At 57.5% G+C, this 25,042-nt stretch carries 19 protein-coding genes and 1 riboswitch; of the genes, 4 read left to right on the forward strand and 15 right to left on the reverse strand.

All coding sequences use genetic code 11. The features are described from left to right. Window positions 1–31: 31 nt before the first annotated feature. From CHN51_RS15200 to CHN51_RS15225, 6 genes are all read right to left on the reverse strand, one after another. The gene (locus tag CHN51_RS15200) at window positions 32–1,642 is read right to left on the reverse strand and encodes a BCCT family transporter (protein WP_206169908.1); all 1,611 of its coding nucleotides are present in this window, start codon (window positions 1,640–1,642) and stop codon (window positions 32–34) included. Beyond that, the gene (locus CHN51_RS15205) at window positions 1,639–3,636 is read right to left on the reverse strand and encodes a tetratricopeptide repeat-containing sulfotransferase family protein (protein ID WP_100094779.1); all 1,998 of its coding nucleotides are present in this window, start codon (window positions 3,634–3,636) and stop codon (window positions 1,639–1,641) included. The genes CHN51_RS15200 and CHN51_RS15205 overlap by 4 nt, the downstream gene beginning before the upstream one ends. Before the next feature lie 74 nt (window positions 3,637–3,710). Beyond that, on the reverse strand, window positions 3,711–6,338 hold the full coding sequence (locus CHN51_RS15210) for a TonB-dependent receptor (RefSeq protein WP_100094780.1): 2,628 nt from the start codon (window positions 6,336–6,338) through the stop codon (window positions 3,711–3,713). A gap of 389 nt (window positions 6,339–6,727) precedes the next feature. Further along, entirely contained in the window at window positions 6,728–7,966 is a 1,239-nt protein-coding gene (locus tag CHN51_RS15215; RefSeq protein ID WP_100094781.1) for an MFS transporter, read from the reverse strand. Between the two features lie 193 nt (window positions 7,967–8,159). Continuing rightward, entirely contained in the window at window positions 8,160–8,480 is a 321-nt protein-coding gene (locus tag CHN51_RS15220) for a DUF6481 family protein (protein WP_100094782.1), read from the reverse strand. A gap of 363 nt (window positions 8,481–8,843) precedes the next feature. Continuing rightward, entirely contained in the window at window positions 8,844–9,191 is a 348-nt protein-coding gene (locus CHN51_RS15225; RefSeq protein WP_100094783.1) for a hypothetical protein, read from the reverse strand. Between the two features lie 204 nt (window positions 9,192–9,395). Further along, window positions 9,396–9,607: riboswitch (cobalamin riboswitch) on the forward strand. A gap of 80 nt (window positions 9,608–9,687) precedes the next feature. Between CHN51_RS15225 and CHN51_RS15230 the strand changes: the two genes are divergently transcribed. Genes CHN51_RS15230 through CHN51_RS15240 form a run of 3 tightly spaced genes read left to right on the forward strand, consistent with a single transcriptional unit; the run spans window position 9,688 to window position 13,121 of the window. Continuing rightward, complete coding sequence (locus tag CHN51_RS15230; protein WP_100094784.1) at window positions 9,688–11,625, forward strand: TonB-dependent receptor; 1,938 nt, start codon at window positions 9,688–9,690, stop codon at window positions 11,623–11,625. A 27-nt stretch (window positions 11,626–11,652) separates the two neighbouring features. Next, on the forward strand, window positions 11,653–12,201 hold the full coding sequence (locus CHN51_RS15235; RefSeq protein ID WP_123906331.1) for a hypothetical protein: 549 nt from the start codon (window positions 11,653–11,655) through the stop codon (window positions 12,199–12,201). Continuing rightward, window positions 12,198–13,121, forward strand: coding sequence for a cobalamin-binding protein (locus CHN51_RS15240; protein WP_100094786.1), 924 nt, complete (start codon window positions 12,198–12,200; stop codon window positions 13,119–13,121). The genes CHN51_RS15235 and CHN51_RS15240 overlap by 4 nt, the downstream gene beginning before the upstream one ends. Window positions 13,122–13,336: 215 nt before the next feature. Here CHN51_RS15240 and lpdA read toward each other — a convergent pair whose 3' ends face one another. From lpdA to CHN51_RS15255, 3 genes are read right to left on the reverse strand one after another with little or no spacing between them, the layout of a single operon-like run. Next, window positions 13,337–14,749, reverse strand: a complete 1,413-nt coding sequence (gene lpdA / locus CHN51_RS15245) for a dihydrolipoyl dehydrogenase (protein WP_100094787.1) — start codon at window positions 14,747–14,749, stop codon at window positions 13,337–13,339. Between the two features lie 21 nt (window positions 14,750–14,770). Continuing rightward, window positions 14,771–15,154, reverse strand: a complete 384-nt coding sequence (locus tag CHN51_RS15250) for a hotdog domain-containing protein (RefSeq protein ID WP_240616760.1) — start codon at window positions 15,152–15,154, stop codon at window positions 14,771–14,773. Next, window positions 15,151–16,470 carry a pyruvate dehydrogenase complex dihydrolipoamide acetyltransferase gene (locus tag CHN51_RS15255; protein ID WP_100094788.1) on the reverse strand — a complete coding sequence of 440 codons (1,320 nt, stop codon included), beginning with the start codon at window positions 16,468–16,470 and terminating at the stop codon, window positions 15,151–15,153. The genes CHN51_RS15250 and CHN51_RS15255 overlap by 4 nt, the downstream gene beginning before the upstream one ends. A 136-nt stretch (window positions 16,471–16,606) precedes the next feature. Between CHN51_RS15255 and CHN51_RS15260 the strand changes: the two genes are divergently transcribed. Then, the gene (locus CHN51_RS15260) at window positions 16,607–17,062 is read left to right on the forward strand and encodes a universal stress protein (RefSeq protein WP_100094789.1); all 456 of its coding nucleotides are present in this window, start codon (window positions 16,607–16,609) and stop codon (window positions 17,060–17,062) included. Here the strand turns inward: CHN51_RS15260 and CHN51_RS15265 are convergent. The 6 genes from CHN51_RS15265 to CHN51_RS15290 all read right to left on the reverse strand — a co-directional run bounded on the left by CHN51_RS15265 (window position 17,059) and on the right by CHN51_RS15290 (window position 25,032). After that, the gene (locus CHN51_RS15265) at window positions 17,059–17,589 is read right to left on the reverse strand and encodes a peroxiredoxin-like family protein (RefSeq protein ID WP_100094790.1); all 531 of its coding nucleotides are present in this window, start codon (window positions 17,587–17,589) and stop codon (window positions 17,059–17,061) included. The two genes, CHN51_RS15260 and CHN51_RS15265, sit on opposite strands and share 4 nt — an antisense overlap. Before the next feature lie 69 nt (window positions 17,590–17,658). Then, window positions 17,659–19,956, reverse strand: a complete 2,298-nt coding sequence (rnr, locus tag CHN51_RS15270) for a ribonuclease R (protein ID WP_100094791.1) — start codon at window positions 19,954–19,956, stop codon at window positions 17,659–17,661. Further along, the gene (gene proS, locus CHN51_RS15275) at window positions 19,956–21,491 is read right to left on the reverse strand and encodes a proline--tRNA ligase (RefSeq protein WP_100094792.1); all 1,536 of its coding nucleotides are present in this window, start codon (window positions 21,489–21,491) and stop codon (window positions 19,956–19,958) included. The genes rnr and proS overlap by 1 nt, the downstream gene beginning before the upstream one ends. Window positions 21,492–21,524: 33 nt before the next feature. Beyond that, window positions 21,525–22,142: a polyhydroxyalkanoate synthesis repressor PhaR gene (gene phaR / locus CHN51_RS15280; RefSeq protein WP_100094793.1), complete on the reverse strand. Its 618-nt coding sequence runs from the start codon at window positions 22,140–22,142 to the stop codon at window positions 21,525–21,527. Window positions 22,143–22,319: 177 nt separating this feature from the next. Beyond that, window positions 22,320–23,375 carry an alanine racemase gene (gene alr / locus CHN51_RS15285; protein ID WP_100094794.1) on the reverse strand — a complete coding sequence of 352 codons (1,056 nt, stop codon included), beginning with the start codon at window positions 23,373–23,375 and terminating at the stop codon, window positions 22,320–22,322. 19 nt (window positions 23,376–23,394) lie between these two features. After that, a complete protein-coding gene (locus tag CHN51_RS15290; RefSeq protein WP_100094795.1) occupies window positions 23,395–25,032 on the reverse strand; it encodes an MFS transporter in 1,638 nt (545 codons plus the stop codon). Window positions 25,033–25,042 lie beyond the last annotated feature (10 nt).

Consider the following 25,042-nt stretch of genomic DNA (forward strand, 5'->3'; position numbering starts at 1 on the left):
GCCTGGTACAAGCGGACCGTATATATCATCCCTAGTGGCCCGGCTTCCTCGCGCTCAGCAGACGATATTCCGACATCAGTCCCTTGAACAGACTGTAGCAACAGACCAGCAGTACCACGGTAAACGGCAGGCCACTGGCTATTGCTCCGGCCTGCAGCGTCCCCAATGCCGTGGCACCGCCGCCGACCAGCAGCGCCGCTGCAACCATGCCCTGCAATACGGCCCAGAAGATGCGCTGTGCAACCGGCGCGTCGGTTCGGCCACCAGCCGTGATCGCGTCGATTACCAGCGAACCGGAATCAGAAGATGTTACAAAGAAGACTATCAGAAGAAGGATCGCGAGAGACGATGCGATAAAGGGGAATGGCATATTCTCGAGCATCTGGAAAAGGACCAGCGGCACTTCGCTGATACCGGCGGGTAATTGGCCGACACCTTCCTTCACCTGCTCGATGGCCGTCACCCCGAAGGTGGTGAACCAGATGATCGCGACGATCACCGGCACAATGAGCACCACGGTGAGAAATTGCCGGATGGTCCGTCCCCTTGAAATCCGGGCGATGAACATGCCAACGAATGGCGACCAGCTGATCCACCAGGCCCAGTAGAATATCGTCCAGCCATGATACCAGATCTTATCCTCACGACCGGTCCAGTCACTCAAGGGTATGGCATATTCCGCATAGCTGGCGACAGCAGTTCCGAAGCCCTGGAATATCTGCATCGTGGGACCTGCGACAAATACAAAGGCGAGCAGCAATGCGGCCAGAAACATATTGATGTTGCTCAAAAGCTTGATGCCGCCGTCAATGCCGCGGATCACCGAAATGATCGCCAGTCCGGAGATGACAACGATCAGCAAGAGCTGCGATGTCAGGCTCGCATCGACCCCGAACAGGAAAGATATTCCGGTGGCAGCCTGTTGCGCGCCAAAACCGAGCGAGGTTGCCAGCCCGAAAAGCGTCGCGATCACGGCGAGAATATCGATAAGATGGCCGGGCCACCCCCAAATCCGGTCACCCAATATCGGGTAAAAAGTCGAGCGTATGGTGAGCGGCAATCCCTTGTTGAAGGAGAAGAACGCGAGCGCCAGCCCGATCACGGCGTAGACCGCCCATGGCGTGAGGCCCCAATGGAACACAGTCGCGCCGAGCGCCAGGCGTTCGGCCTCGGGCGTCAGCGCTTCGACATTGAGCGGTGTGCCACCCCAGTCGGTATAATAGGCCATTGGTTCGGCGGCACCGTAGAACAGCATGCCAATGCCGACACCGGCGGAGAACAGCATGGCTATCCATGAGACAATCGTAAATTCCGGCTTGGCCCCCTGCCCGCCCAGTCGGATTTTTCCTAGAGGAGAGATGGCGACCGCAACACAGAAAAACAGCACGAAATTCGTGGCAATGACGAAGAACCAGTCAAAATATCGCAGCGTCCAGGCTTTGGTTGTCTCGAGTCCGTCTTGCGAGATATGCGGAAATATCAACGACAGCAGCACGAACGCGATAATCAGAATGGCGCTGATGAAAAACACCGGATTGTGCATTTCCAGGCCGAATGTATTTACATTGTCCTGTCCTGCTTCATAATCGGTTTCATAATCCGTATCGACAACATCCGCTGCAGTTGTTTCCGTTCCGCTCACTGTCGTGGCTCCATCTTTTTATTTCCCAACGCATCTTTCAACGGCTGCAAATGTGATTGATAGCGGCGCCACAAGTCGACACTCGCTCTGGTGATTGGCCGGCGCACTTGCTCGGAACTGGCAGTACGCACAGCGCGTTCGGTCTGGTGAAAATCGATACAGGCCTGCTCAAAGGGCAAATCCAGATGGTCGAGCATCCGACGGACCTGCCCGTCGAGATCGTCAAGCACATCTTCATGCTGCACCCGCAGGACAGCACCGGGCAGTACATTGTCCCAATGGTCCATCAACCGAACATAATCCCGGTAATATTGCCCCACGTCCTGCAGCCCGTAAGTGAATTCCTGCCCCTCGGCGAACAGCTGCTTGAAACCGGAAAAGCAACAGGCCATCGGCTCCCGTCGCGCATCGATAATTCTGGCATTGGGTAATATCAGTTTGATCAAACCGATGTGCCGGAAATTATTAGGCATTTTGTCGATAAAAAATGGTGCGCCACTCCGGTGAATTCGGGTGCTGTCGATATATTCCTGCCCCATCGCTCGCAGTTGTTCGGCGTCGAGGTCAAAAAGATTGTCGGGGTATAGAGAGTCGTTGCCCGCCTGCTTGGTCCGCCGCAGCCGGTGCGCGAGGGACAGGATATTGGGCAATTCCAGCGTACCGTCAATCTGGCTATGCGACGCCAATATCTGTTCCAGCAAGGTCGAACCCGCGCGCGGCAGTCCGAGGATGAAAATCGGGTCCGGAGCATCGCAGCCTTGGCCAGTGTGCTTGTCAAAAAGCATTTCCGTACAAATCTCGATCTGGCGGTCAAGTTCACGCGTCATTTGATCGGCGTCATAGCGCGACTGCACGCGTTTCAACCGGTTTCCGCGATCATAATGGCCAAAAGACCTGTCATAATCTTCGCGGTCTTCATAGGCCTTGCCCAGCGCGAATCCGATATGGATCCGGTTTTGATAGCTCAGCCGATTGCCGGATTCCTGAGCCTCCATCTGGTGCAGTTCCTCGTCGCTGAAGCGATAGATTTTTAGGTTGGCCAACCCATACCATGCATCTCCATGACCGGGATCCGACTGAATGGCCCTCTGGTAGGACAGGACCGCTTCTTCATGGCGACCAAATGTCTTCAGCGCATGCCCGCGAGATGTCAGTGTGACGGGATCATCAGGCAAGCGGTGCAGGACCTTGTCAAACAGTTCCAGCGCCTGTTTATAATCTCCGGTCTGCATCGACTCGATGGCGTAGAGCGATTGGAAAACCGGATTGTCCGGTTGCCGCCGATAGAGAGTTTCGCTTTGTTGCAATGCTTCTGCAAATTTCTGACGTTTGCGAAGCACCTGGATATAGTCGATCCGTACCTGAATGTTATCCGGTTCAAATTCCAGCGCGCTTTCCAACAGGAAATCCGCATCTTCCAATATTCCGAGCCGCGAACCGATATCCGCAAGCAAGCGCATGGCCTCCACATGCTGGGGATTGTTTTGCAGGAAGCGCCGGCAGGCCGCCTCGGCCTTGAGCAGCTTTCCCTCATAAAGAAGATTCGCAATCACAACCAATGGCTTTGGCATATTGCCGATCCGCTGTTCCTGTCCGCGCATCTCCTTAGCGGCATCGTGATGGCCGCGGCTTTCGAGAATCTCGGCCTGCGCTCTCCAACTGGCCTGCAGCGCGGGATTGCATTGGCATGCACGCCGATAGGCAATCATCGCCTTGTCCAGATCGCCTGCGGCCTTGAGGATATGACCTTCTTCCTGATGCGCCCGGCCAAAATCGGGAGACAGGCTCTTGAGACGTTCGACGCTTGCAAGAGCGCCATCGCCAAGACCCAGATAGCGCTCGCAAACCGCCTTCATGTAGAGAGCGTCGATATTTTCTGAGTCGGCCCGCAAGGCGCTATCCGCCAAGCGCAACGCAGCATCAAACTGCCCCTCATACATTCGGGTGCGGACCAGTTTCAGCTGCTCTTCGATATCAGGACCGGATTCTGGCATCTGTTTTTGGCTTATAGTCCTCGATGTCCGGGGAGGCCCGCCAAGCGGCGAGCCTCCCCAAATGTTTCTTCAACTCAATAGGCGAAAGAAATGCGGGCGCCCACGGTCAGCGGACGATTTACCGTTATCCGCGCGCGATCATAAACGAAACTTCCGCTTATCTCGGCCCTTTCGTCGGTCAGATTCTCGCCAAAGATTTCAAACGACCAGCTGTTGTCCGTCACACCCGCTGCAAGTCCGAAGGTCGTCCAACTGTCCAGCGTGATCCGGTTGATCTCGATGATGTCGGTAGCGGACGAGGCGGAATAGGTGATCTGCGGCTGGACATGCGCCGTCCAGTCACCAAAAGCCTCCCATTCGTAACGGGCCCGTATATTGCCCTGGAAACTCGGCGCATAAGCGAGGCTGCGTCCCTCGACGACATCATTGGTCGGAGTCAGTACGTCGGTGATCTCCGTATCCAGGATCGAGAATGCCGCGCTGATGGTCAAGCCATCGGCAGCATAAGGCGCGATCGTGATATCTGCCTCGATACCGCGGATCTCCGCATTCGCCGCATTGTCCGAGAAGAACAAATTGGTTATGCTGGTGTCAAAAATAGTGGTCTGCAAATTCTGCACATCGACAAAGAAAGCGCTACCGTTGAATCGCAGCTGATTATCGAAGAGCGAGGTTTTCCAGCCGATTTCATAATTGGTCACATCATCGGTTTCGAGCGCGAACGGTACGGTAAAGCCACCCGGGCTTTGCGCGCCGCCCGGACGATTCAGCAGACCTGGCCGGAAGCCTTCGGAATAGGTCGCATAGAAAAGCAAATCCTCGGTCGGAGTCCAGGTCAGATTGGCCTTGAAGATGAAGCCGTCCGTTGCCGCCTTGTCCGGCGCGCTCAGCGAGTTGAACACCTGCTGTGCCTGCGCTTCGCTCAACCCGGCAGCCTGAATATCGGCAACCGTCTGGCCCTGAGTAAAGGTCTGGCGCAACGCGTCATCGCAACTGCCGATAAAGGTAAAGCTGCCGTCTCCGTCATAAAGGTCGCTGATATTGGTGCCGAACGCATTTTCGTCAACGCCGCTGGAATTGCAGAAAGACGAATTGGCGCTGCCTTCGAGATCGACTTCCACGTCATAATAGCGCGCGCCGAGAGTGATCGCGAACTGGTCCGAAATATCATATGTCGCTTCGCCGAACAGTCCGAATTGCTTGTCGGTGCGGCGCACATCGTTGCGGAATATGACACCTGCCGGATAGGCTCCTGTATCCGTATTGAACGCGTTGGGCTGGGAAAAATTGGCTGGAAAGGAACCGCCGAACAAATCTATCGCGGTGCTGCCAGGATAGGTAAAGTCATTGCGCTCGGACAATTCCAGATCGCTGTAAAAGCCACCAGCGGTCAGGCGTAGCGGGTTATCGGCGGGAGTGTTGAAGCGCAGTTCATGCGTCATCACTTCCGTCTCTGTCCGTGAGTTGACCAGGAGATTCGGTGCCTGGCAAGTCCCGGTGGGTGCCCCGCCCGGATAAGAAACCGAACCATCGCAGATATAATAAGGCAGATACTGGCCAACGAACAGATAGTCGGAATAATCGACCCGCTGTGACGTTTCGCGCTTGGTATAGGCACCGGTGTAAACCAGTTCCAGCGCACCAATGCGGCCTTCCAGGGTCCAGCTCGTATTGCTGAAATCATCCTGGATTTCATCCTGTTCGAAACGTTCTATCTGCAAGTCGTCGAGCGTCGGATCTTCGAAGAACACGCCGTCGGAGTCCAGTCCCTGACGGGCATGGGCAACTGTCAGGCTCCAGTCATTCGAAAATTCATATTTGCCGCCAACGCGAAAGCCTAGATATTGCGTGTCGTTGAAATTCTTTTCGGCCAGGGCCGAATTGTCTGCCAATATAAAATTGACCCCGGACAAGTCAGCGCCCGACTGCAGACCGTCGCGGGAAGCGCTCACGGGAACGCCATTGTCGCGCACCGTGCCGGCAGAGCGGAAACGGGCACTGTCGGCAGTGCTGCGCGTACCGGCAACATTGTCGATATAGCCGCCCTTGTTGTCATAATAGCCAACCGCACGGACGGCGAAGCTGTCGGTCACCGGGATATTGACCATGGCTTCGATATTATAGCTCGGGTCGCCGCTTTTCGTGAAAGCGAGACCGGATTTTACCTTCGCCTGAAACTGTCCGAGAACAGGTTTGTTGGTGATCAGGCGCACTGTGCCCGCTTGTGAGCTGGCACCGAATAATGTGCCCTGGGGTCCCGACAATACTTCCACGCGCTCGAGATCGGCGGCATAGACATCGAGATTGCGCCCCGGCTGAGACACAGGCTGTTCGTCGAGGTAAAGCGCCACATTGGGCGCCAGTCCGGCGACTCCGGCTGTGGTCAGATTTGGCGTCGTCGATGCCAGACCACGAATATAGATCGTGCTTTGCCCCGGCCCGCCGCCTCCGGCTGTCACGCCGGGCAATTGCTGCAGATAATCGTCAAATACGGTAACGCCCAGCTGATCGAGCGTTTCTTCGCCAAGCGCCTGCACAGCGATCGGAACATCCTGCAGATTGGCGCTGCGTTTTGTCGCGGTAACCACGATCTCGGTCACGCCTTTGTTCGTATCCCCTGATACTGATTCTTGAGCTTGTGCTGATGCACAGCCCAGCGCCGCGATAACCGCGAGCGATGCGCTCGTTTTTAAATAGTTCAAATAACCCTCTTGTGGTTCAAGTTCAAATTTAAGGGAAAAACACGTCCGACCGGAAAACCTATCGAACCCACTGCAAAGCCGAAAAATTAAATGTCCCCTGCGACATCGGCTTTCAAATATGGCGGCGGTATAGCAGCTATTACGCTTTTGTGAACCGTCCTGTCCAAAAAGCGATTCTCCGCTGCTATTGAGACCAATAGCGGCCTGAACCTCGCAATATTTCAGGAGCGAATTGGCTGCCAAAAGCCCTGTTCTGCGGGCGTTTTCCGGACCGGAGCTTGTTCTCGGTCATTGCCTTGCACAGCGGCAAAGCCATGCGCATGCCAATATACCGACGTTGCCTCCCTCCATCGTTCGCGACCCGCGCGGGGAGCAGAGCCGGCCGCTGGTCAGGCGTGATTCTCCCGATCGGCAAGCACTTCGGTTTCTGGCGTGCTGTTTCGCGCAAAGGGTATATTCTGGAAACTCGCCTTGTCTTCGGCGTCCACCTGCTCCCGCCGCCACACGCGCAACAGGGCGAACAGGACTATGGAAAGATGCGCTGCAAAAAGGGTTGAAAACAGCGCCATCGGCCCGAAAAAGGTCAAGGCGAGGCCAGCGATGAACGGTCCGACAATCGAACCGATACCGAAGACCATCAGCAGCCCGCCGCTGGTCTGGATGAACTGCCCCGGATCGGCATGGTCGTTGGCATGCGCCACGACGATAGGGTACATGGCAAAAATCGCCGCCCCCAGCAATGCGCTGATCAGGATATTTGCGATGCCGGTGTCAGGTCGGAGAAATATGAATGCGCCGTCGGCTGCCATTGCCACCAGAGCCAGAAATATCAGCACTTTTCGGCGGTCAGACCGGTCAGAGGCGCGGCCGACGGGGATCTGGGACAGCGCCCCGGCAAGAATCGGGACGCTGCAAAACAGGACGATGGCCGTTACGTCCAGACCGATATTATTCGCATAAACCGGCGCCAATGCGCCGAAGCTGCCGTTGGATATCCCGATCATCAGGACGGCAAACACGGCGACGGGGGAATTGCGCCAGAGTTGGGGGATGTTGAGCTTGACCTCGAACAGCGGTGACGGCGCGCGGTTCGAACTGATCGTGGTCGGGATCAACGCCAGACAATAGAAGATAGCCGCCAGCATGAAAAACCAGGCGGTGGATATATCGGCACCGATCAGGATCATCTGTCCGCCGGTCGTTCCAACCAGATTGATCATTGTATAGGTCCCGAAAACGCGGCCGCGGATAGAGGAATCGACTTCTTCGTTCAGCCAGCTTTCGACGATCATTGCGGCCCCGGCGAAACAGAAACCCGATACGGCTCGCAACGGGATCCAGCTCCAGGGACTGGGGAACATCGCCGATAATAATATGGCAATCGCAGCGGTCGCGGCGAGCGTCCCGAACACCCGGATATGCCCGACCCGGGATACCAGCAAAGGCGTGTAAAGGCAGCCGAGTACATAGCCGGCAGCCCACCCTGTCCCCAGCAATCCGAGGGAAAAGGCGCTAAAGCCTTCCTCCGATCCGCGCAGTGGAAGGATCAGCCCGTTGATTCCGCCGGCGATCAGCAGGAACAGAGAGCCGAGCAAAAGAGCGCTGAGAGGGATTAGTCTGGTTGTCATAACCGCCTGATAACTGCTCGAATTCGGAGGCCCTGTCTAGCAAAGCGTCGGCGCAGGGCGCCTGATGCCCGCGATCAGGCCCGGAAACAAACCCTCTCCGGATGTACTTTTGACGGTATACACGGATCATAACCGGTCCGAACCTCAGGACGACGGAGTCTCGTGATCGCTTCCGGGAATTGGCGTCGGCGCGTTATTTCCGGCGTTTTTTCCGCTCGGCATAGCGCGCGTCACGGGCGGCTTTCTTTTCAGCTTCCGTCAGGCCGAGCGCCAGTTTGGGCTTGGCCTTTTCCTTGGCGGCTTTGCGCTCTGCTTTCGCCTGTTCAAAAGCTGCACGTTTCGCTTCGCTTGCAGCCGCGCGTTTTTGCTCCCGCGCGAGCTCGGCCGCCTTGCGTTCGGCGATAACTTCATCGCTGAGCGGCGGCTTGGCCTTCAGCTTCTTGAGCGCAGCCTGCTTGGCTTTTGCCGCCATTTGAGTGCGTTCCTGGAATGTAGGTGGTGAAAATGGCGGCATTTGGGTTCATGTTTCCTTGATGGTGCGATGGAGGCGTAGGCGCCGGACTAATTCCGCACATTGATGCCGCCCGTACAGCCATTGGCCCCTTCGGGCAATGTTTAAGCACCCCTATGCTGTTATATCGCATCGCAGACAGCACAGGCAGGACCATGAATCGGGCGGGTTCCGCCAATGTCATGCGATGCAGATTGATACGCTTCGCCAACAGCGATCGCAGGAAAAAAGGTTCGCAGCCAGAGGCTGCAACCACATAATAGCGAAGGAATTTGCCTGGGCGGAGGCTATATCGACTCTGCCTCTATGCCTGTCCGGCGCGCGCCCGCCAATATGGCGATGGCGCGCCCGGATCAGCCCGACCGGTCAATCCTGTTTGACGGGCCGCGTGTTCGAACTCATGTAACCCGCATAGCTATCGGTAAATGCAAACAGCACACCGTCGGCTTCTTCCATGGCAAAGCTTGCCGCTTCCTCATCCGAGCTACCGTAAGTAATCTCGTCTTTTTTGATGGCGGAGATCATCGCTTCACGTTCCGCCGTGCAGGCTGTCTTTGCAGCCTTCTTGAAAGCGCCTGTCCCGGTTTTCTCATCAAGCTGAGCTCCTGTGAACTCGACGAGGCAGTTGGAATAGGCAATACGCGCGGTTTCCGCGTCGGCGATTGTTGCGGCGGATACAGTGCTGAACAAGGCAATACTCAAAAATGCAATCATGACTATCATTCCTAAATTGAGACCGCCTCTATAGCATAACTGGAATCCAGGAGCGAAGCAGAATCCAACGTGCTCCCGCTAAAAATTTATCGGCAGTCGCCGGCCCGAACGCTATTTGCCGATTTTTTCCAGCGCCACATATCGACATGAATATTGCATGGCTCAGTTCATATTGGGGCTTGCAACGCGAAACATTTTCGGCGAATGGGGCGCCAGATATCGGGTTTCTCTTAATCGAGAATTCAAAGGGAAATCGGTGAGAAGCTGGCTCCGGCCTGCTTCAAATCCGGTACTGCCCCCGCAACTGTAAGCGGCTAGTCGATATGCCAAATGCCACTGGATCTCCGGATCTGGGAAGGCGGTGTATCGACAGCGATCCGCAAGTCAGGAGACCTGCCTGTTATCGTCGTTCTTCAGCCGGACGGGGTGTGTCGGGTGAACGGGGCTTTTCCCTGCGTAGCGGCAATATTGGTCGTTAACACAAGGAAATATAATAATGCCGAAATTCACACAATTGACTGCCCGGCTTCTGGGTAGCGTCGCTCTGTTGTCCGCTCCAGCCGCCTTTGCCCAGGACAAACCGGACCGGGAAAGCAGCGATGAACTGATCGTCGTCACCGGAACCCGTTCGGGCGAGGCTATTACACCGGATATTCAGGCAGGCTCGCTGACTGTGATTGACGGCAGCCAGATTGTTAACCGCCAGGTACGCGAGGTTTCCGAAGTGCTTCGCGACGTGCCCGGTGTCGCCGTCAGCGTTGTCGCCGGACAAACCCAGTTGCGACTGCGTGGTGCGGAAGGCAATCACACGCTTTTCCTGATCGACGGGATAGAGGTTTCCGATCCCTTCTTTGGCGAATTCGATGTCGGAACGCTGATCGCTGACGATAGTGCACAGATCGAGATATTGAGAGGCCAGCAAAGCGCTCTTTACGGATCGGACGCCATCGGTGGCGTGGTGCATTACCGCACCCTTAGCGGCGCAGCCGCTCCGGGCCTGTCGGCGCGGATCGAGGCGGGCTCTTTCAACAGCGTCAACAGCGCCGCCCGACTGGGCGGAAAGACGGGTGCTTTTGACTATGTCGTCACCGCAACGATGGTCAGCACCGACGGCCAGCCCAATGCGCGCGGCGGAACCCGTGATCTGGGCAGCGATACAGCGGCAGTCGCCTTTGTCGGCAATCTGCAAGCGACCGACAATTTGAGCTTCGGCGTCGTCGCTCGCTATTCGGAAAATAGCGGTGATTTCAACGGCACCGAAGGCGATACGACGAGTCCGAATTTCGGACAGATCATCGACAGCCCGGGCCGGGGCTTTGAAAATCAGGGCCTCTATGGTTTGGTGAAAGCCGAGCTGGATCTGATGGACGGTCGCTGGTCGCATCGGGCTTCCGCGCAATTTGCCAACAGCGAAAGACGCGGATTTTCCGGTGGATCGCAAAGCTCCGGCAGCATCGGCAAGCGGCTCAAGGGCAGCTATGAAACGACTGCAAAATTTACCGGCGGCGCGCTGGAGCACCGGGTGACATTTGCCACCGACATCGAACGCGAGACCTATCGGAACGACGACCCGTCCGGATTCGCCTTCACCGGAAAAAGAAGCAACGAGAATCTCGGACTGGTCGGGCTCTACGAACTGGAAGCCGACGGCCGGGCATCGTTCAGCGCAGCGATCCGCTATGACGATAATGACGGCTTTGCCAATGTGACCACCTATCGCGTGCAGGGTGCCTATCTGCTGCCCACCGGAACCCGGTTGCAGGCCGCCTATGGCACAGGCGTCAAGAATCCCGGATTCTTCGAACTGTTTGGCTATTTTGACGGCCAGTATATCGGCAATCCCGACCTCACTCCGGAAAAGTCGGAAGGATGGGAAGTCGGCGTTACGCAGAATTTCCTCCAGGGCCGGGGCAAGATTGGACTGACCTATTTCGAAAGCGAGCTGGAAGACGAAATCTACACGACCTATCTGCCACCGACCTTCGCCGCGACGCCGGCCAACCGGGACAGTCTTTCGAAGCGCAACGGCGTCGAGACCTGGCTCGAAATCGATCTGGATGACAGCTGGCGGATCAACGGCAGCTATACCTATATGCGGGCGCGTGAAAATGGCGTGCAGGAAGTGCGGCGACCGGAACATATCGGAAGCATTGCCATCGACTGGCATTTGCCGGACGACAAGGCCGGGGTAACCTTGGTGGGTCGCTATAACGGCGCGCAGCAGGATGTGGCCTTCACCGACCCCAGCTATGTGCCCGTCGATGTCCGCCTCGACGACTATCTGCTGATCAACCTGAACGGTCGCGTCAAAATTGCCGGCAATCTCGAGCTGTTCGGGCGCGTTGAAAACCTGTTCAATGAGCGTTATGAACAGGTGTTCAGTTTCGTTTCGCCCGGTAGATCTGCCTATGCCGGCATTCGCGGTCATTTTTGAATTCAGAAAATAAAGGGAAACATGCTTATGACGACGCAATCATTGTCCGGAAGGGCGGAAAATATCTGGGCCGCAACCTTGGCCTCCGCTTCCGTTCTGGGAAGCTGGATTTTTGCCTGCATGATGCCGTTCACCGCGATCGGCGTGTTGCTTGCCGCAACCTTGCCGGTACGCAAGGCGATGACCTGGATGGCCGGTGTCTGGATTTCGAACCAGCTGGTCGGTTTCCTGATCCTCGACTATCCGCGCACGCTCAACAGCTTCGCCCATGGCGGCAGCATGCTGGTGGCCAGCGTGGCCGGCCTTCTGGTCGCCCATCAGGTGTTGAAAATGCGCAAGGATGAAGGGCTCCTCAGCCTCGGCATGGCCTTTGTTGCAGCTTTTGTCGCCTATGAAGCCCTGCTCTATGTTGCGGCTCTCTATCTGGGTGGCATTGCCAACTTCTCGGCTGATATCGTCTGGCTGATCGCCAAGAATGACATGATCTGGTTCGCTGGACTGCTGGCCGTGCGCACGGTTCTGACCCGCGCCCTGCCCCGCTTCTACGCACCACAGCTGGCTACGCGATCCGCATGAGCGGCGACCTTCGCGTCGTATCGCTATTACCCAGTGCCACGGAAATAGCCGTGGCGCTGGGCCTCGAACCCAATATTGTCGGACGGTCGCACGAATGCGACTTTCCCAATTTCGTGCGCGATCTTCCGATTTGCACTTCGACCAAGCTGGAAAAGGGCCTGCAATCGGACGAGATCGACAAGCGGGTCCAGGAAATCGTGCGCCAGGGCCTGTCGGTCTATGAAGTCGATACGCCATTGCTGCAGTCATTGAAGCCCGATGTCATCCTGACCCAGTCCCAATGCGCGGTCTGCGCGGTGACGCCGGATGATCTGGAAGAGGCGCTGGCAAGCTGGATCGGCCAGAAGCCGAAGCTTATTTCGCTCGCCCCCGACAATCTCGACGACGTGTGGCGTGATTTCCGCAGTGTCGGCGAAGCGGTTGGGCGCACGGAGGAAGCGGAGCAGGCAATTGCAGAATTGCAGGAACGCCTGCGCCAATTGGGTGCCAACAAAGCCCCTCCGCCAACCGTTGCCGCGATTGAATGGATCGAGCCGCTGATGGTGGCCGGGAACTGGGTTCCCGAACTGATCGAGATTGCCGGCGGTCAGTCGCTCTTTGCCACTGCCGGCCAGCATTCGCCGTGGCTCGAGTGGGACGACCTGCTCGCTTCCGATCCGGACAAGATCATCTTCATGCCCTGCGGTTACCAAATCGGCCAGACGCTGGCCGAGATGCCGACCATGGTGAAGCATCCGCATTGGCCGAAGCTGTCGGCGGTCAAAAATGGCGAGGTTTTCCTTGCCGACGGTCATCATTTCTTCAACCGTCCGGGGCCGCGACTGGTCGAGTCCGCCCAGATCATCGCCGATACGCTATATGCGGATCCCGGCGATAATGGCGACCTGTCAAAGGGCTGGATCCGCTGGACCGGTGAATAAGGACCGGGGCATCGCACCGATCGCGATCCGATCTTTCGGTGCAATAGCCCCGGTAAAATGAAAGCCGTACATTTTCGGCGGATTCACCCCCTGAGCGTGAATCAGCAACCTCTTGCTCGTCGACTCTGCACCTGCGACGACAGAAAGCTTGTTTCCCGTCCTTATACTCTTCGGAGCAAAGGACGGGAGCGGCCTCCTGCCTGAGCAGAGCACCGTCACATATGCAATACGCGCCCATAAGCATCCAGCACGCTCTCGTGCATCATCTCGCTCAGCGTCGGGTGCGGGAAGACGGTGTTCATCAGTTCCGCTTCGGTCGTTTCCAGCGTTTTGCCGATGGTATAGCCCTGGATCAGCTCGGTCACTTCCGCGCCGATCATATGCGCGCCGAGCAACTCGCCGGTCTTGGCGTCAAACACGGTCTTGATGAAACCCTCGGTCTCGCCGAGCGCAATCGCCTTGCCATTGCCGATGAAGGGGAATTTACCGACCTTGACATCATGGCCCGCTTCCTTGGCCTTGGCTTCGGTCAGGCCGACGCTGGCGATCTGCGGGTGGCAATAGGTGCAGCCGGGGATATTGTTGACGTCCATGGCATGGGGATGACCGTCCTTGCCCATCGACTGGGCAATGGCTTCCGCCGCGATGACGCCTTCATGGCTCGCCTTGTGCGCCAGCCAGGGACCGGCGGTGCAGTCGCCGATGGCGTAAATGCCGTCGATATTCGTGCGGCAATATTCGTCGGTCTTGATATGATAGCGATCATCCGGCTGCACGCCCAGTTCGTCGAGGCCGATAGTCTCGATATTGGGCTGGATGCCGACAGCGACGATGACATGGCTGAAATCGTGAGTCTCTTTCTTGCCCTTGCTGTCCTCTATCTCCGCCTTGACGCCCTTGTCGCCGGCTTCAATGCTCTTCACGCCAGCACCGGTCATGATCATCATACCCTGTTTCTTCAGCGATTTTTCGAGGAATTTCGAGATTTCCTCGTCTTCCACCGGCACGATCCGGTCGAGCATTTCGACGACCGTCACGTCAACACCGATATCATTGTAGAAGCTGGCAAATTCGATGCCGATCGCACCGGAACCGATGACCAGCAACTTGGTCGGCGTCTCGCTGGGCGTCATCGCGTGGCGATAGGTCCATATGCGCTTGCCGTCGGCCTTGGCAAAAGGAAGATCGCGGGCGCGGGCGCCGGTGGCGATGATGATATTGCTGGCCTCAAGCTGTTCCTCGCCCTTGTCGGTCTTCACGGTTAGCTTGCCCGGCGCGGTGATCGTGCCATCACCCATGACGACATCAATCTTGTTCTTCTTCATCAGGCCGGTGACGCCCTGATTGAGCTGCTTGGCCACGCCGCGCGAGCGTTTGACAATGGCGTCCAGATCGGCGCTGATCTTCTCGGCAGCCAGACCATAGTCAGCCGCATGTTTCATATTGTGGAACACTTCCGCCGAACGGAGCAAAGCCTTGGTTGGGATACAACCCCAGTTGAGACAGATACCACCGAGGTTTTCGCGTTCGACGATCGCGGTTTTCAGGCCGAGTTGCGCAGCCCGGATTGCGGCCACATAGCCGCCGGGGCCGGAACCGAGAACGATGAGGTCATATCCGTTTGCCATGTTATTCCTTTTCGACAATCTCTAATCTAAAGCGGGTACCTGCACCGGCTTGCCATCCCGGTCCACCGCCACAAATGTGTAGACGCCGGACGCGGCCTTGGTCATTTCGTCCTCGTGCCGGTCACGCCGGAAGGCTTCGACGTCCACCGTCATCGAGCTGCGGCCGATTTTGGAAAATTCGGCGTAGACCGATAATTCGTCGCCGATTTCAACCGGATGGCCAAAGCGGACGTCATTCGCGCCCACCACCACGGACTGATGCTTGCTATGCTGCGCCGCCAGTGCGCCGCCGGCCTGGGCCATCTGCGCCATCAACCAGCCGCCAAAGGCCACGCCGTAGGGATTGCCTTCGGTCGGCATGACGATGGTGCGGATAGCGGGAACTTTCTTGCTCAGGTCGGTCAAGCGAGCATTCCCAGCGGGTTTTCGCACAGTTCCTTGAAGACCTTCATCAATTGCGCGCCGTCCGCGCCGTCAATCGCGCGGTGGTCGAAGCTGCCGGTCGCGCTCATGATCGTTGCGATCTGCAGGCTGTCGTCAATGACATGGGGCCGCTTCTGCCCTGCCCCGATCGCCATGATCATCGCTTGCGGCGGGTTGATTACGGCGTCGAAATTCTTGATCCCGAACATGCCCATGTTGGAGATGCTGGCGGTGCCGCCCTGATATTCGTGCATCTTGAGCTTGCCGGCCTTGGCGCGATCAGCAAGGTCTTTCATTTCTGTGGAAATGGCGCTGAGCGATTTCGTGTCGGCGCTCTTGATGATCGGCGTAATCAGACCGCCGGGAATGCTGACCGCGACCGAGATATCGGCGCGTTCGAAAGTCTTGAGCTGGTCGCCCTCGATTGAGACATTGCATTTCGGCACCTGCATCAAGGAAACAGCCAAGGCCTTGATCAGCAGATCATTGACCGACAGCTTGATGCCGCGCGGTTCCAGCGAGGCGTTGAGTTCACTGCGCAATTTGAGCAATTTGTCAAGCTCGACATCCACCGTCAGGTAGATATGCGGAATCGTCTGCTTGGCTTCGGTCAGGCGGCGGGCGATGGTCTTGCGCATGCCGGACAGTTTTTCGGCGGTGTGTGGGATGTCGAAGTCGCTGGTAGCCGCCGAAGTCTGCTTGGCCGGTGCTTCGAGGGGCTCAGCACGAACGGATTTTTCCTCAGGCCGTTCGCCCTGAGCTTGTCGAAGGGTACCGCCTTCCGCTCTGTCAATATCGGCCTTGATAATCCGCCCGTTGGGACCGGAGCCCGACACAGCGGTCAGGTCGACACCTTTCTGTTCAGCCAGACGGCGCGCAAGCGGGCTGACTTTCAGGCGGTCTTCGCCGGAATCTGCCGCACCTTTCGGTGCCGGTGCCGGGCTAGCTTCGGGAGCGGGTGCCGGTGCTGGCGCGGGCTCTTCTTTTTCGGAAGCAGGCTTCGCGGCCTTCTCGGCCTTCGGCGCAGGCGCGGCTTTCGCATCGCCGACATCTTCGCCTTCTTCTGCGATGATCGCGATGACATCGCCAACCTTCACATTCTCGGTGCCCTCGGCGACCACGATCTTGGCGATCACGCCTTCGTCAATTGCTTCGAATTCCATAGTCGCCTTGTCGGTTTCAATTTCGGCGAGCAAATCCCCGGAAGCGATACTGTCGCCTTCCTTCACCAGCCACTTGGCAAGGGTCCCTTCTTCCATCGTCGGGGAGAGCGCAGGCATTTGGAGATTGATGGGCATGGCCGATGATCTTTCCTGAATTGGTCCTGTTTTCACGTAAAGCTGTCCAACATTGCGCCTATGGCGTCAAGGGCGGTCGCTTGCCTTGTGGCCATTTTTATCGCAACAGGTAATTCTGACAGGGCGAGGAGGGTTCATGCGTACATATCTGGTGGTGATCGACGAGACCGACGAGGCCAGCCTGGCGCTGCGCTTTGCCTCGCGCCGGGCGATGAAGACAAATAGTGCGTTGCACATTCTGGCGCTAGTCGAGAGCGAGGGCTTCGTTGCCTGGGGCGGGGTGCAGGCCACGCTTGAAGAAGAAGCGAAGAGCCGGGCCGAAGCGCTGGTGTCCGGCGCTGCCGGTACCCTGTTCGAGGAAACCGGCATCCGGCCCTCGATCACGGTCAAACAGGGGAAAGGCCCAAAAGTCGTGCGGGAGATGATGGACGAAGTCGACGGGCTGGCTGCCCTGGTGCTCGGAGCCGCCGCAACCGGCGCACCGGGCCCGCTGGTCAGCCATTTTGCCGCTACCGAGGCAGGGACATTGCCCTGCCCGGTGATGGTTGTTCCCGGTTCGCTGACCAAGGAAGAGATTGACCGGCTGAGCTAGTCCGCCTTCGCCAGTTCGCCGCGCGCGGGATAGTCGTTTTCCAGCGCGTAATCGATACCTTTGAGCAGTTCGTCGAGCGGCGGCCGAGTGAACGGCATGCTCTGGACGCTGGTGAAGTAAAGCGTCTGGTCGGGTTTGACCAGCAGCATGCCCGGCTCGGAGAAGATCGCCGGTTCCTCGCTCCCGGGACGCCCCGACGAGATATAGAGACCCAGATCGCGAGCCATATCCTCGCCCAGTCCGTAGCCGAGAAGAAGCTCGTCCACGCCCCATTCGTCGACCGATTTCTGCGCCCGTTCCTGGCTATCCATGCTGATCGCCACCACGGTGATGCCCCGCTCGGCAAAATCGCCCAGCTTGCGTTGCAGTTCGCGCAGCTGCATCTTGCAGATCGGGCAGTGCACACCGCGATAGAAGAGCAGCAGGGTGAAATTGTCGCCGAGACGCTGGCTCAGCTGGAACTGGCCGCCGTCAATCAGCGGGACGGTAAAATCGGGTAGGGTGCGGGTAGGCAATAGTTTCGACATGGGGGGAGTTCCTTTTCTGTTACAGGATATACCCCCATCCGAGCGGATTGGTTGCTCCGCCACAACCAACTATTTCTTTCGGCGCGCCTTACTCTTGTTTCCGCGAATATTGGCGGGACGACCCGGCTTGCCCTTGCGGTGCGGCTTTCCCTTGCCAGCGCGATGCGGAGCGGGACGGGATCCCATATGGTTGGCACCCTCGGCCAGTTCGAACAACAGGCTGCCGGTCGCGGCATTGGCTTCGACCAGTCGCAGTTCGATCTTCTGTCCGACATTATAGGTGGTGCCGCTGTCCATGCCGGTAAGCTGCTGTTTCGACTCGTCATAATCGAACCGTTCGGCACCCAGCGTGCGAACCGGAACCAGCCCATCGCCGCCCAGTTCCTCGACCGTGGCAAAAAAGCCGAAATTCTGGACACCGGTGATCCGGCATTTGACGACTTCGCCGACCCGGTCGGCCAGATGGGCCGAGATATAGCGGTCAACGGTTTCCCATTCCGCCTTCATCGCGCGGCGTTCCAGCTTGGAGATTTTTTCCGAGATCAGCTCGAGGCGCCCGGCCTCTTCCTTGCCCAGCCAGGAATATTCCGGAATGGCGCTGTTTTCCGGTGCTGGTTGCTCCAGCTTGCAGGCGCTGACCAGCGCGCGATGCACGATGAGATCGGCATAGCGCCGGATCGGGCTGGTGAAATGCGCGTAGCTGCCCAGCGACAGGCCGAAATGACCCATGTTCGTATGGCCATAATAAGCTTGGGTCTGGCTGCGCAAAATCTGTTCCATGACCAGAGGCAGCAATAATTCGTCATCGACCTGCGAGATGAGATTGTTGAAGACCGCCGGCTTGATCACCTGCCCCATGGCAAAGCTCATATCGAAGCTCTTGAGATAGTCCTTCAGCGCGATCAGCTTCTCGCGGGACGGCGTTTCATGGACGCGGTAGATGACCGGAGATTTTTTCGACTCCAGCATCCGCGCCGCCGCAACATTGGCGACGATCATATAATCTTCAACCAGACGGTGGGCGTCGAGCCGTTCGCGAATGGCAATTTCTACAATCTTGCCCTGATCGTCGAGCACAACCCGCTTTTCAGGCAGATCGAGATTGAGTGGTTCGCGTTCGTCCCGCGCCTTAGCGAGCAGTTTCCAGCATGCCCATAAAGGTTCCAGAGCCTTGCTCTTCAGAGGATGGTCCAGCTTTCCGTCCATCGCCGCCTGCGCGTCTTCATAGGCGATATTGCCGGCCAGCTTGACGATCGCGCGGGTGAAGCGGGAACCTGTCACCTGTCCTTTTGCATTGATCGTAACGTGACAGACCAGAGCCGCGCGCTCGACATCCTGTTTCAGCGAACAGACATCGGTCGACAGCGCTTCCGGCAGCATCGGTACCACCCGGTCGGGGAAATAGACGCTGTTGCCGCGCTTATAGGCTTCCCGGTCGAGCTTGCTGCCCGAACGGACATAATAAGAGACATCGGCGATGGCGATCAGCGCCTTGAAGCCGCCCTTGTTATCCGGACTATCATCCGGCTCGGCCCATATCGCGTCATCATGGTCGCGGGCATCGGCCGGATCGATCGCGACAATCGGCAGATGGCGCAGATCCTCGCGTTTCTCTTTCGAGATTTCAAGTTTTGTCGCCTGTTCGGCTTCCTCCGTCACCGCATCGGGAAAGTGCAGCGGGATTTCGAATTTATGGATGGCGATCAGGCTGAACGATTTGGGAGCGAACGGATCGCCCAATATTTCCTTCACCCGCGCTTTTACTTCGGAGCCGCGCTTGACCGGTTCGGCCAGCACCAGCTTGCCCGGTTCGGCCTCGCCCAGATCGATAATCGGCGTGCTGCGGCGGATCTTGCGGTCGACCGGTTTCAGCCAATAGCGGTCGCGCTCGTCCTTTTCGACGACGCCCAGCAGCATTTCGCTGCTCTGCGCCAGTTTCTTCATAAGAAAGGCAATATGGCCCTGCCCGCGCTCTTCCGTCCGGGCAAGAATACGGTCGCCGATTGCCAGCGCAGCGCGCCGGCCCTTTTCCTTGATCCTGAGCTTTGGCGCGGGGCCGCTTCCCTCTTCCCATTTCTCAGGAATGCCAATCGCCTCATTGCCGTCAATCTCGACAATCCTGAGCACGGTCACCTTCGGAACGCCGCCCACCTTATGCAAGGCCCTGGCCGGATCGCCCGCCAGCAGACCGTCCTTCGCCATGTCCTTGAGCAGCGCTTTGAGCGCAATCTTGTCCGGACCCCGCAATCCGAAGGCTCGTGAAATCTCGCGTTTTCCTGCAGGCCGTTCCGACCGCTCGATAAAATCCAGTATTTGCTGGCGCGTGGGAACCTGATTGCTTTTCTGAGATTTGCGGGGACCTGCCATTAATATGCTTTGCCGATGATGATCCGCTCGACCGCCGGTTTGCCCGTAAAAATGCAATTGCCGTCAGCGGGCGCGGCATCAACCGGCACGTTACGGAACGTCAGCTTTAGTTTTTTCAGCCGCTCTTCGATTGCTTCCAGCTCTTCGCCGGTCGCCTTGCACCATTGCACTTCCAGCCATCCCGGATGTTTCTTTTTCGCCGCATAGAAACGTTCGACGTCGGACCAATATTCCACGCCCCGCTTGATATTGCCGCTGAGACGCTCCTTGGCTTCTTCATGTAGTGCGGTCTGGATATCGGACAGCAGGGCCGGGATCTCGGGGATGAAATCCGCCTTGGCGAGAAATTTCGTGTCGAGTTTTCCATTGTCCTGATAAAGCGCGTCGCGCCGGATCATCGCGACCTTGTCCTCGGCCATGTCGCGCGGACCGATTTCAAGAATAATTGGCGCGCCTTTCTTGACCCATGACCAGCGTTTGGTCTGGGTTTTCGCGCCGCTGATATCGAGCTTTACCCGGACCGGTTCGTCAAAGGCTCTGAGCTGGGCAATATCCTTCGCCAGCGCCTTGCAATAGTCCAGCACCTCTTCGTCTTCCGGCTTGTCGCGCAGCATCGGCACGATCACCACCTGATAGGGCGCGATCAGTGGCGGTACGCGCATACCGTCGTCGTCGCCATGGGTCATGATGACGCCGCCGATCATCCGGGTCGACGTGCCCCAGCTGGTCGTATAGGCAAACTGGAATTCGCCATCCTTGTCCTGAAAACGGATATTCTGCGCCTTGCTGAACGTCTGGCCAAGGAAGTGGCTGGTACCGGCCTGCAAAGCCTTACCATCCTGCATCATCGCCTCGATAGAGTAAGTCGCATCGGCGCCGGGAAAACGTTCATTCTCCGGCTTTTCGCCAGCGACGACCGGCATGGCCAGCACGCTTTCCGAAAAGTCACGGTACATTTCCAGCGCGTTGAGCGTTTCTTCCATCGCCTCGGCCTTGGTGGCGTGGGCCGTATGACCTTCCTGCCAGAGAAATTCGGTGGTCCGCAGAAACATTCTGGTCCGCATTTCCCAGCGCACGACATTGGCCCACTGGTTGATCATCACCGGAAGGTCGCGCCAGCTTTGCACCCAGCGGGCAAAAGCGGTGCCGATCACGGTCTCGGATGTCGGCCGTACGACCAGTGGTTCTTCCAGCTTGGCTTCCGGATCGACGACCAGTCCGCCATCTTCGCCCTTGATCAGCCGGTGATGCGTGACAACCGCCATTTCCTTGGCAAATCCGTCGACATGCTCGGCCTCTTTCGAGAAATAGCTGAGCGGGATGAACAGCGGGAAATAGCAATTTTCATGGCCGGACGCCTTGATCCGCTGGTCCATCAGAAATTGCACCCGTTCCCAGATGCCATAGCCCCAGGGCCGCATGATCATGCTGCCGCGCACGCCCGATTCTTCGGCCATGTCGGCTTCGGTAATGACTTGTTGATACCAGGCCGCGAAATCCTCTTCGCGGCTGATTGAAAGGGCATTTTTCTTCACTTGTTTTTCCTGCGGATTAATATGTTCCGGTAATCAGCTATCGAGCTTGTCGATTTTCGACTGTATATCGGCCAGTTGCTGTTTCAGCGCCATGATTTCGGCATCTTTTTCCGAATCACCGGCCTGCGCTACATCATCCGCTTCCGCGCTGTCACTCTGGCCAAGGCTCAGCGCCTTTTCAAAGACACCGGCCAGCGGGCTTGCCTTCAGGGCATTTTCCACGGCTTCCTGGAATTGCTTCTGGTTCTTGACCGCCATCTGGCCCAGTGGATTCTTGTTGAGCGCACCCTCTACCGCTTCCTGAAACTGCTTCTGGTTCTTGCGGAAATTATCCATTGACGCTTCGAGATAGGACGGCATCAACGACTGCATGCTGTTGCCATACATGGAGATCAGCTGGCGCAGGAATTTCACCGGCAGCATTTGCTTGCCGCTGCTTTCCTCGTCGACGATGATCTGGGTCAGCACATTATGGGTTATATCCTCGCCGGTCTTCGCGTCGACCACGATGAAATCCTCATCGTTGCGGGTCATCTCGGCAAGAAAGTCTAGCGTGATATAGCTCGACGTCTGGGTGTTGTAGAGGCGACGATTGGCGTATTTCTTGATGGTTATCGGATCACCCGGATTATTGTTCTTGGACTTGGCCATATCAGCTCCCGATGGGTTAGAATCCTGTTGTTGACCAAGACTGTCTAACCGTCAATTATTTACATGTTGCAACAGCACTAAACCTATTTGTGCATTGCCGCAACTTTTGTCGTTATCGGGGATTTTTGCGCAGCATTTTTATTTTGTGCAACTGCGTAGATATATTTCGCCGCCGCGCTATGTCCATTCCCGCGCCAGACGATTGCCTAGCCCGGTGATCAATTCATATTGCGAGAGGCCCGACTGAGACGAAGCGACCTCGAGATCATATTCGCATTCGACCCAGTCGCCTTCTGCGAGATAGGGTGCTGCCGCAAGATCGATCGCGATCAGATCCATCGAAACACGGCCCAGTACGGGCAAAAGCATTCCATCGTGCATGAACATGCCGCTGTTCGAAAAGCCCCGCAAATATCCGTCGGCATAGCCCATCGCCAATATACCGATCTTGTGCGGCTCGTCCGCGATATATTGTGCATTATAGCCTAGCCTGTCACCTGGAAGCAGCGAGCGGACCTGGAGAATCTCTGCCTGCGGAAATGCCACCTGGCTGACGATATCGTCGAGAGCCGGACGCTGGACACCGCCGTAGAGCGAAAGGCCGGGACGCGTGACGTCGAAATGATAGTCGCTGCCCAGTGCGATGCCGGCGCTGTTGGCCAGACTGGTCCGCTTGCCTGGCACGATTTGCAGCGCCGCCCGAAATTGGCTGAGCTGCTCTTCATTCTGTGGCCCGTCTTCATCAGCAGAAGCAAGATGGCTCATCACCATATCGATTCCCATCCCGGCGAACAGATTGGCTTCCAGATCTTCCACATTGATGCCGAGCCGGTTCATCCCGCTGTTGATCATCACGTCGCATGGCTTACCCGTCGATTTCCAGCGCTGCACCTGCTCGAGACTGTTCAGAACGGGTTTTGCCGGGGATTGGAGCGCAAATGCCAGGTCCGCGGCGCGCACGCCATTGAGCACGGATACGCCCGCTTTGCCCGTGGTCAGGTCTTCGATTTCCTGCGCTTCCTGCCAGTTGGCGACAAAGAAGTCGGTGCAGCCTGCCGTGACCAGCCTGCGCACAACGTCGCGTGCGCCCAGACCATAAGCATTGGCCTTGACGGCCGCGCCGGCTTTGGCCGCGCCCGACATCCGGTCCAGCGCACGCCAGTTCGCAACCAGCGCCCCGGAATCCAGCTTTACGCGCGCGGTCGACGGAATATGCGGTTTTGTGTCACTCATGCAGCGACCGATAGGGCCTTTATCGGTCTTCGTCGAGAGCCGCTTCGGGGTCGTTCGGTATGCCCCACCAGGCAACGATGACTCCGAAAGCGACGACCGCCCATGTGTACCAGAGACCGGCATATATATCGCCTGACCGGGCGACGATATATCCGGCAATCAGCGGCAGGAAGCCGCCAAGATATCCGGCCCCGATATGATAGGGTATCGACATCGAGCTGTAGCGGATCTTGGCCGGGAACATTTCCGATAACAACGCCGCAACCGATCCGTAGGTCAGAGCGCTCAGAGCGCCCAGTACCAGGAGGATCGCGACAATGCCCAATATGCTGGCCATATCTGGCTGCTGCTTGGCAAAATCATAGCCAAAGGCGGCAAGCGCGTCGCGAATGCCACTGCTGCGGGCGGCGCCGTCTGCCATCCAGTCCGGATTGATCGGTATGTTGTTATTGCCGGCACTGAGTTTCAGCGCGCTGGCATCGACCAGCGTATAGGAAACGCCTGCAGATGTCAGCGTTTCCAGAATCTTGCCGCAATCGCTCTGTTCGCGGCTGAACAGTTCGGCAAAGGGATCGGTGCTGCATGCATTACCCTCGACCCGGACGGGGCTCGTCTGTGCGGCTTCGGTCAGGCCGGGATTGGCGAGCTGGCCCAGGCCCCAGAAGGCTGGGAACAGCAACAGCAGCGAGAGCAAAGCACCGACGATGATCGGTTTCTTGCGCCCCACCCGGTCCGACCATTTGCCGACCACCAGATAGAAGGACATGGCGATCAGGCCGGAGACGAACAATATGATGTCGACGGTGCGCGCCTCCATGTTCATCGGTCCGCGCAGAAAGGACATGCCGGAGAAAAAGGCCGTGTACCAGATCGTCGTCAACACGCCGGTGATGCCGAACAGGGCGACGAAGATACGTTTCTTGTTGCCCGGATAGGTGAAGCTTTCGACAAAGGGATTGCCTGCGGTCTCGCCCGCGGCCTTCATCGCCTGGAACACCGGACTCTCGTTGAGCTTCAGCCGCATCCACAGCGATATCGCCAGCAGGATGATCGACAGCAGGAACGGCACCCGCCAGCCCCAGTCGTTGAACGCCTGTTCCGGGATCAGGAAACGGCAGGCCAATATGACGCCGATCGAGAGAACGAAACCGCCGGCGACGCTGGCCTGGATATAGCTGGTATAATAGCCGCGCTTGTTGGTCGGCGCATGTTCCGCGACATAGATGGCCGCGCCGCCATATTCCCCGCCCAGCGCCAGACCCTGCAATATCCGAAGGAAAATCACAATCAGCGGCGCCGCCAGACCGATCGTCTCGGCGCTGGGGATCAAGCCGACGCCGGCAGTGGCAATGCCCATCAGCGTAACCGTGACAAGGAACGTATATTTGCGGCCCAGCTTGTCGCCGAGAAAGCCGAACAGAATGGCGCCGACCGGACGGAAACCGAAACCGATGGCGAAGGTCGCCCATACCATCAATATTTCGAGCGTCGGATTGCCGCTCGGGAAGAAGGTCGGCCCGATGATGTAGAAGAGCGTGCCGTAGATAAAAAAGTCATACCATTCGAAAATGGTGCCGGCGGAAGAGGCCGCTATGACCAGTCTTATTTCCTTCTGCGTCGGCTCGCGTTGCCCCGCCGCTGCTACATCACTGGCCATATCTTGCCCT

The organism is Sphingorhabdus sp. YGSMI21 (genome assembly GCF_002776575.1).
GTDB lineage: Bacteria > Pseudomonadota > Alphaproteobacteria > Sphingomonadales > Sphingomonadaceae > Parasphingorhabdus.

Excerpts from the sequence above, each read along its gene's own strand:
- CHN51_RS15205 (WP_100094779.1), bottom strand. The coding sequence starts at position 3,636 with ATGCCAGAATCCGGTCCTGATATCGAAGAGCAGCTGAAACTGGTCCGC.
- CHN51_RS15215 (WP_100094781.1), bottom strand. The coding sequence starts at position 7,966 with ATGACAACCAGACTAATCCCTCTCAGCGCTCTTTTGCTCGGCTCTCTG.
- CHN51_RS15220 (WP_100094782.1), bottom strand. The coding sequence starts at position 8,480 with ATGCCGCCATTTTCACCACCTACATTCCAGGAACGCACTCAAATGGCG.
- CHN51_RS15225 (WP_100094783.1), bottom strand. The coding sequence starts at position 9,191 with ATGATTGCATTTTTGAGTATTGCCTTGTTCAGCACTGTATCCGCCGCA.
- CHN51_RS15230 (WP_100094784.1), top strand. The coding sequence starts at position 9,688 with ATGCCGAAATTCACACAATTGACTGCCCGGCTTCTGGGTAGCGTCGCT.
- CHN51_RS15235 (WP_123906331.1), top strand. The coding sequence starts at position 11,653 with ATGACGACGCAATCATTGTCCGGAAGGGCGGAAAATATCTGGGCCGCA.
- CHN51_RS15240 (WP_100094786.1), top strand. The coding sequence starts at position 12,198 with ATGAGCGGCGACCTTCGCGTCGTATCGCTATTACCCAGTGCCACGGAA.
- lpdA (WP_100094787.1), bottom strand. The coding sequence starts at position 14,749 with ATGGCAAACGGATATGACCTCATCGTTCTCGGTTCCGGCCCCGGCGGC.
- CHN51_RS15255 (WP_100094788.1), bottom strand. The coding sequence starts at position 16,470 with ATGCCCATCAATCTCCAAATGCCTGCGCTCTCCCCGACGATGGAAGAA.
- CHN51_RS15260 (WP_100094789.1), top strand. The coding sequence starts at position 16,607 with ATGCGTACATATCTGGTGGTGATCGACGAGACCGACGAGGCCAGCCTG.
- CHN51_RS15265 (WP_100094790.1), bottom strand. The coding sequence starts at position 17,589 with ATGTCGAAACTATTGCCTACCCGCACCCTACCCGATTTTACCGTCCCG.
- rnr (WP_100094791.1), bottom strand. The coding sequence starts at position 19,956 with ATGGCAGGTCCCCGCAAATCTCAGAAAAGCAATCAGGTTCCCACGCGC.
- phaR (WP_100094793.1), bottom strand. The coding sequence starts at position 22,142 with ATGGCCAAGTCCAAGAACAATAATCCGGGTGATCCGATAACCATCAAG.
- alr (WP_100094794.1), bottom strand. The coding sequence starts at position 23,375 with ATGAGTGACACAAAACCGCATATTCCGTCGACCGCGCGCGTAAAGCTG.
- CHN51_RS15290 (WP_100094795.1), bottom strand. The coding sequence starts at position 25,032 with ATGGCCAGTGATGTAGCAGCGGCGGGGCAACGCGAGCCGACGCAGAAG.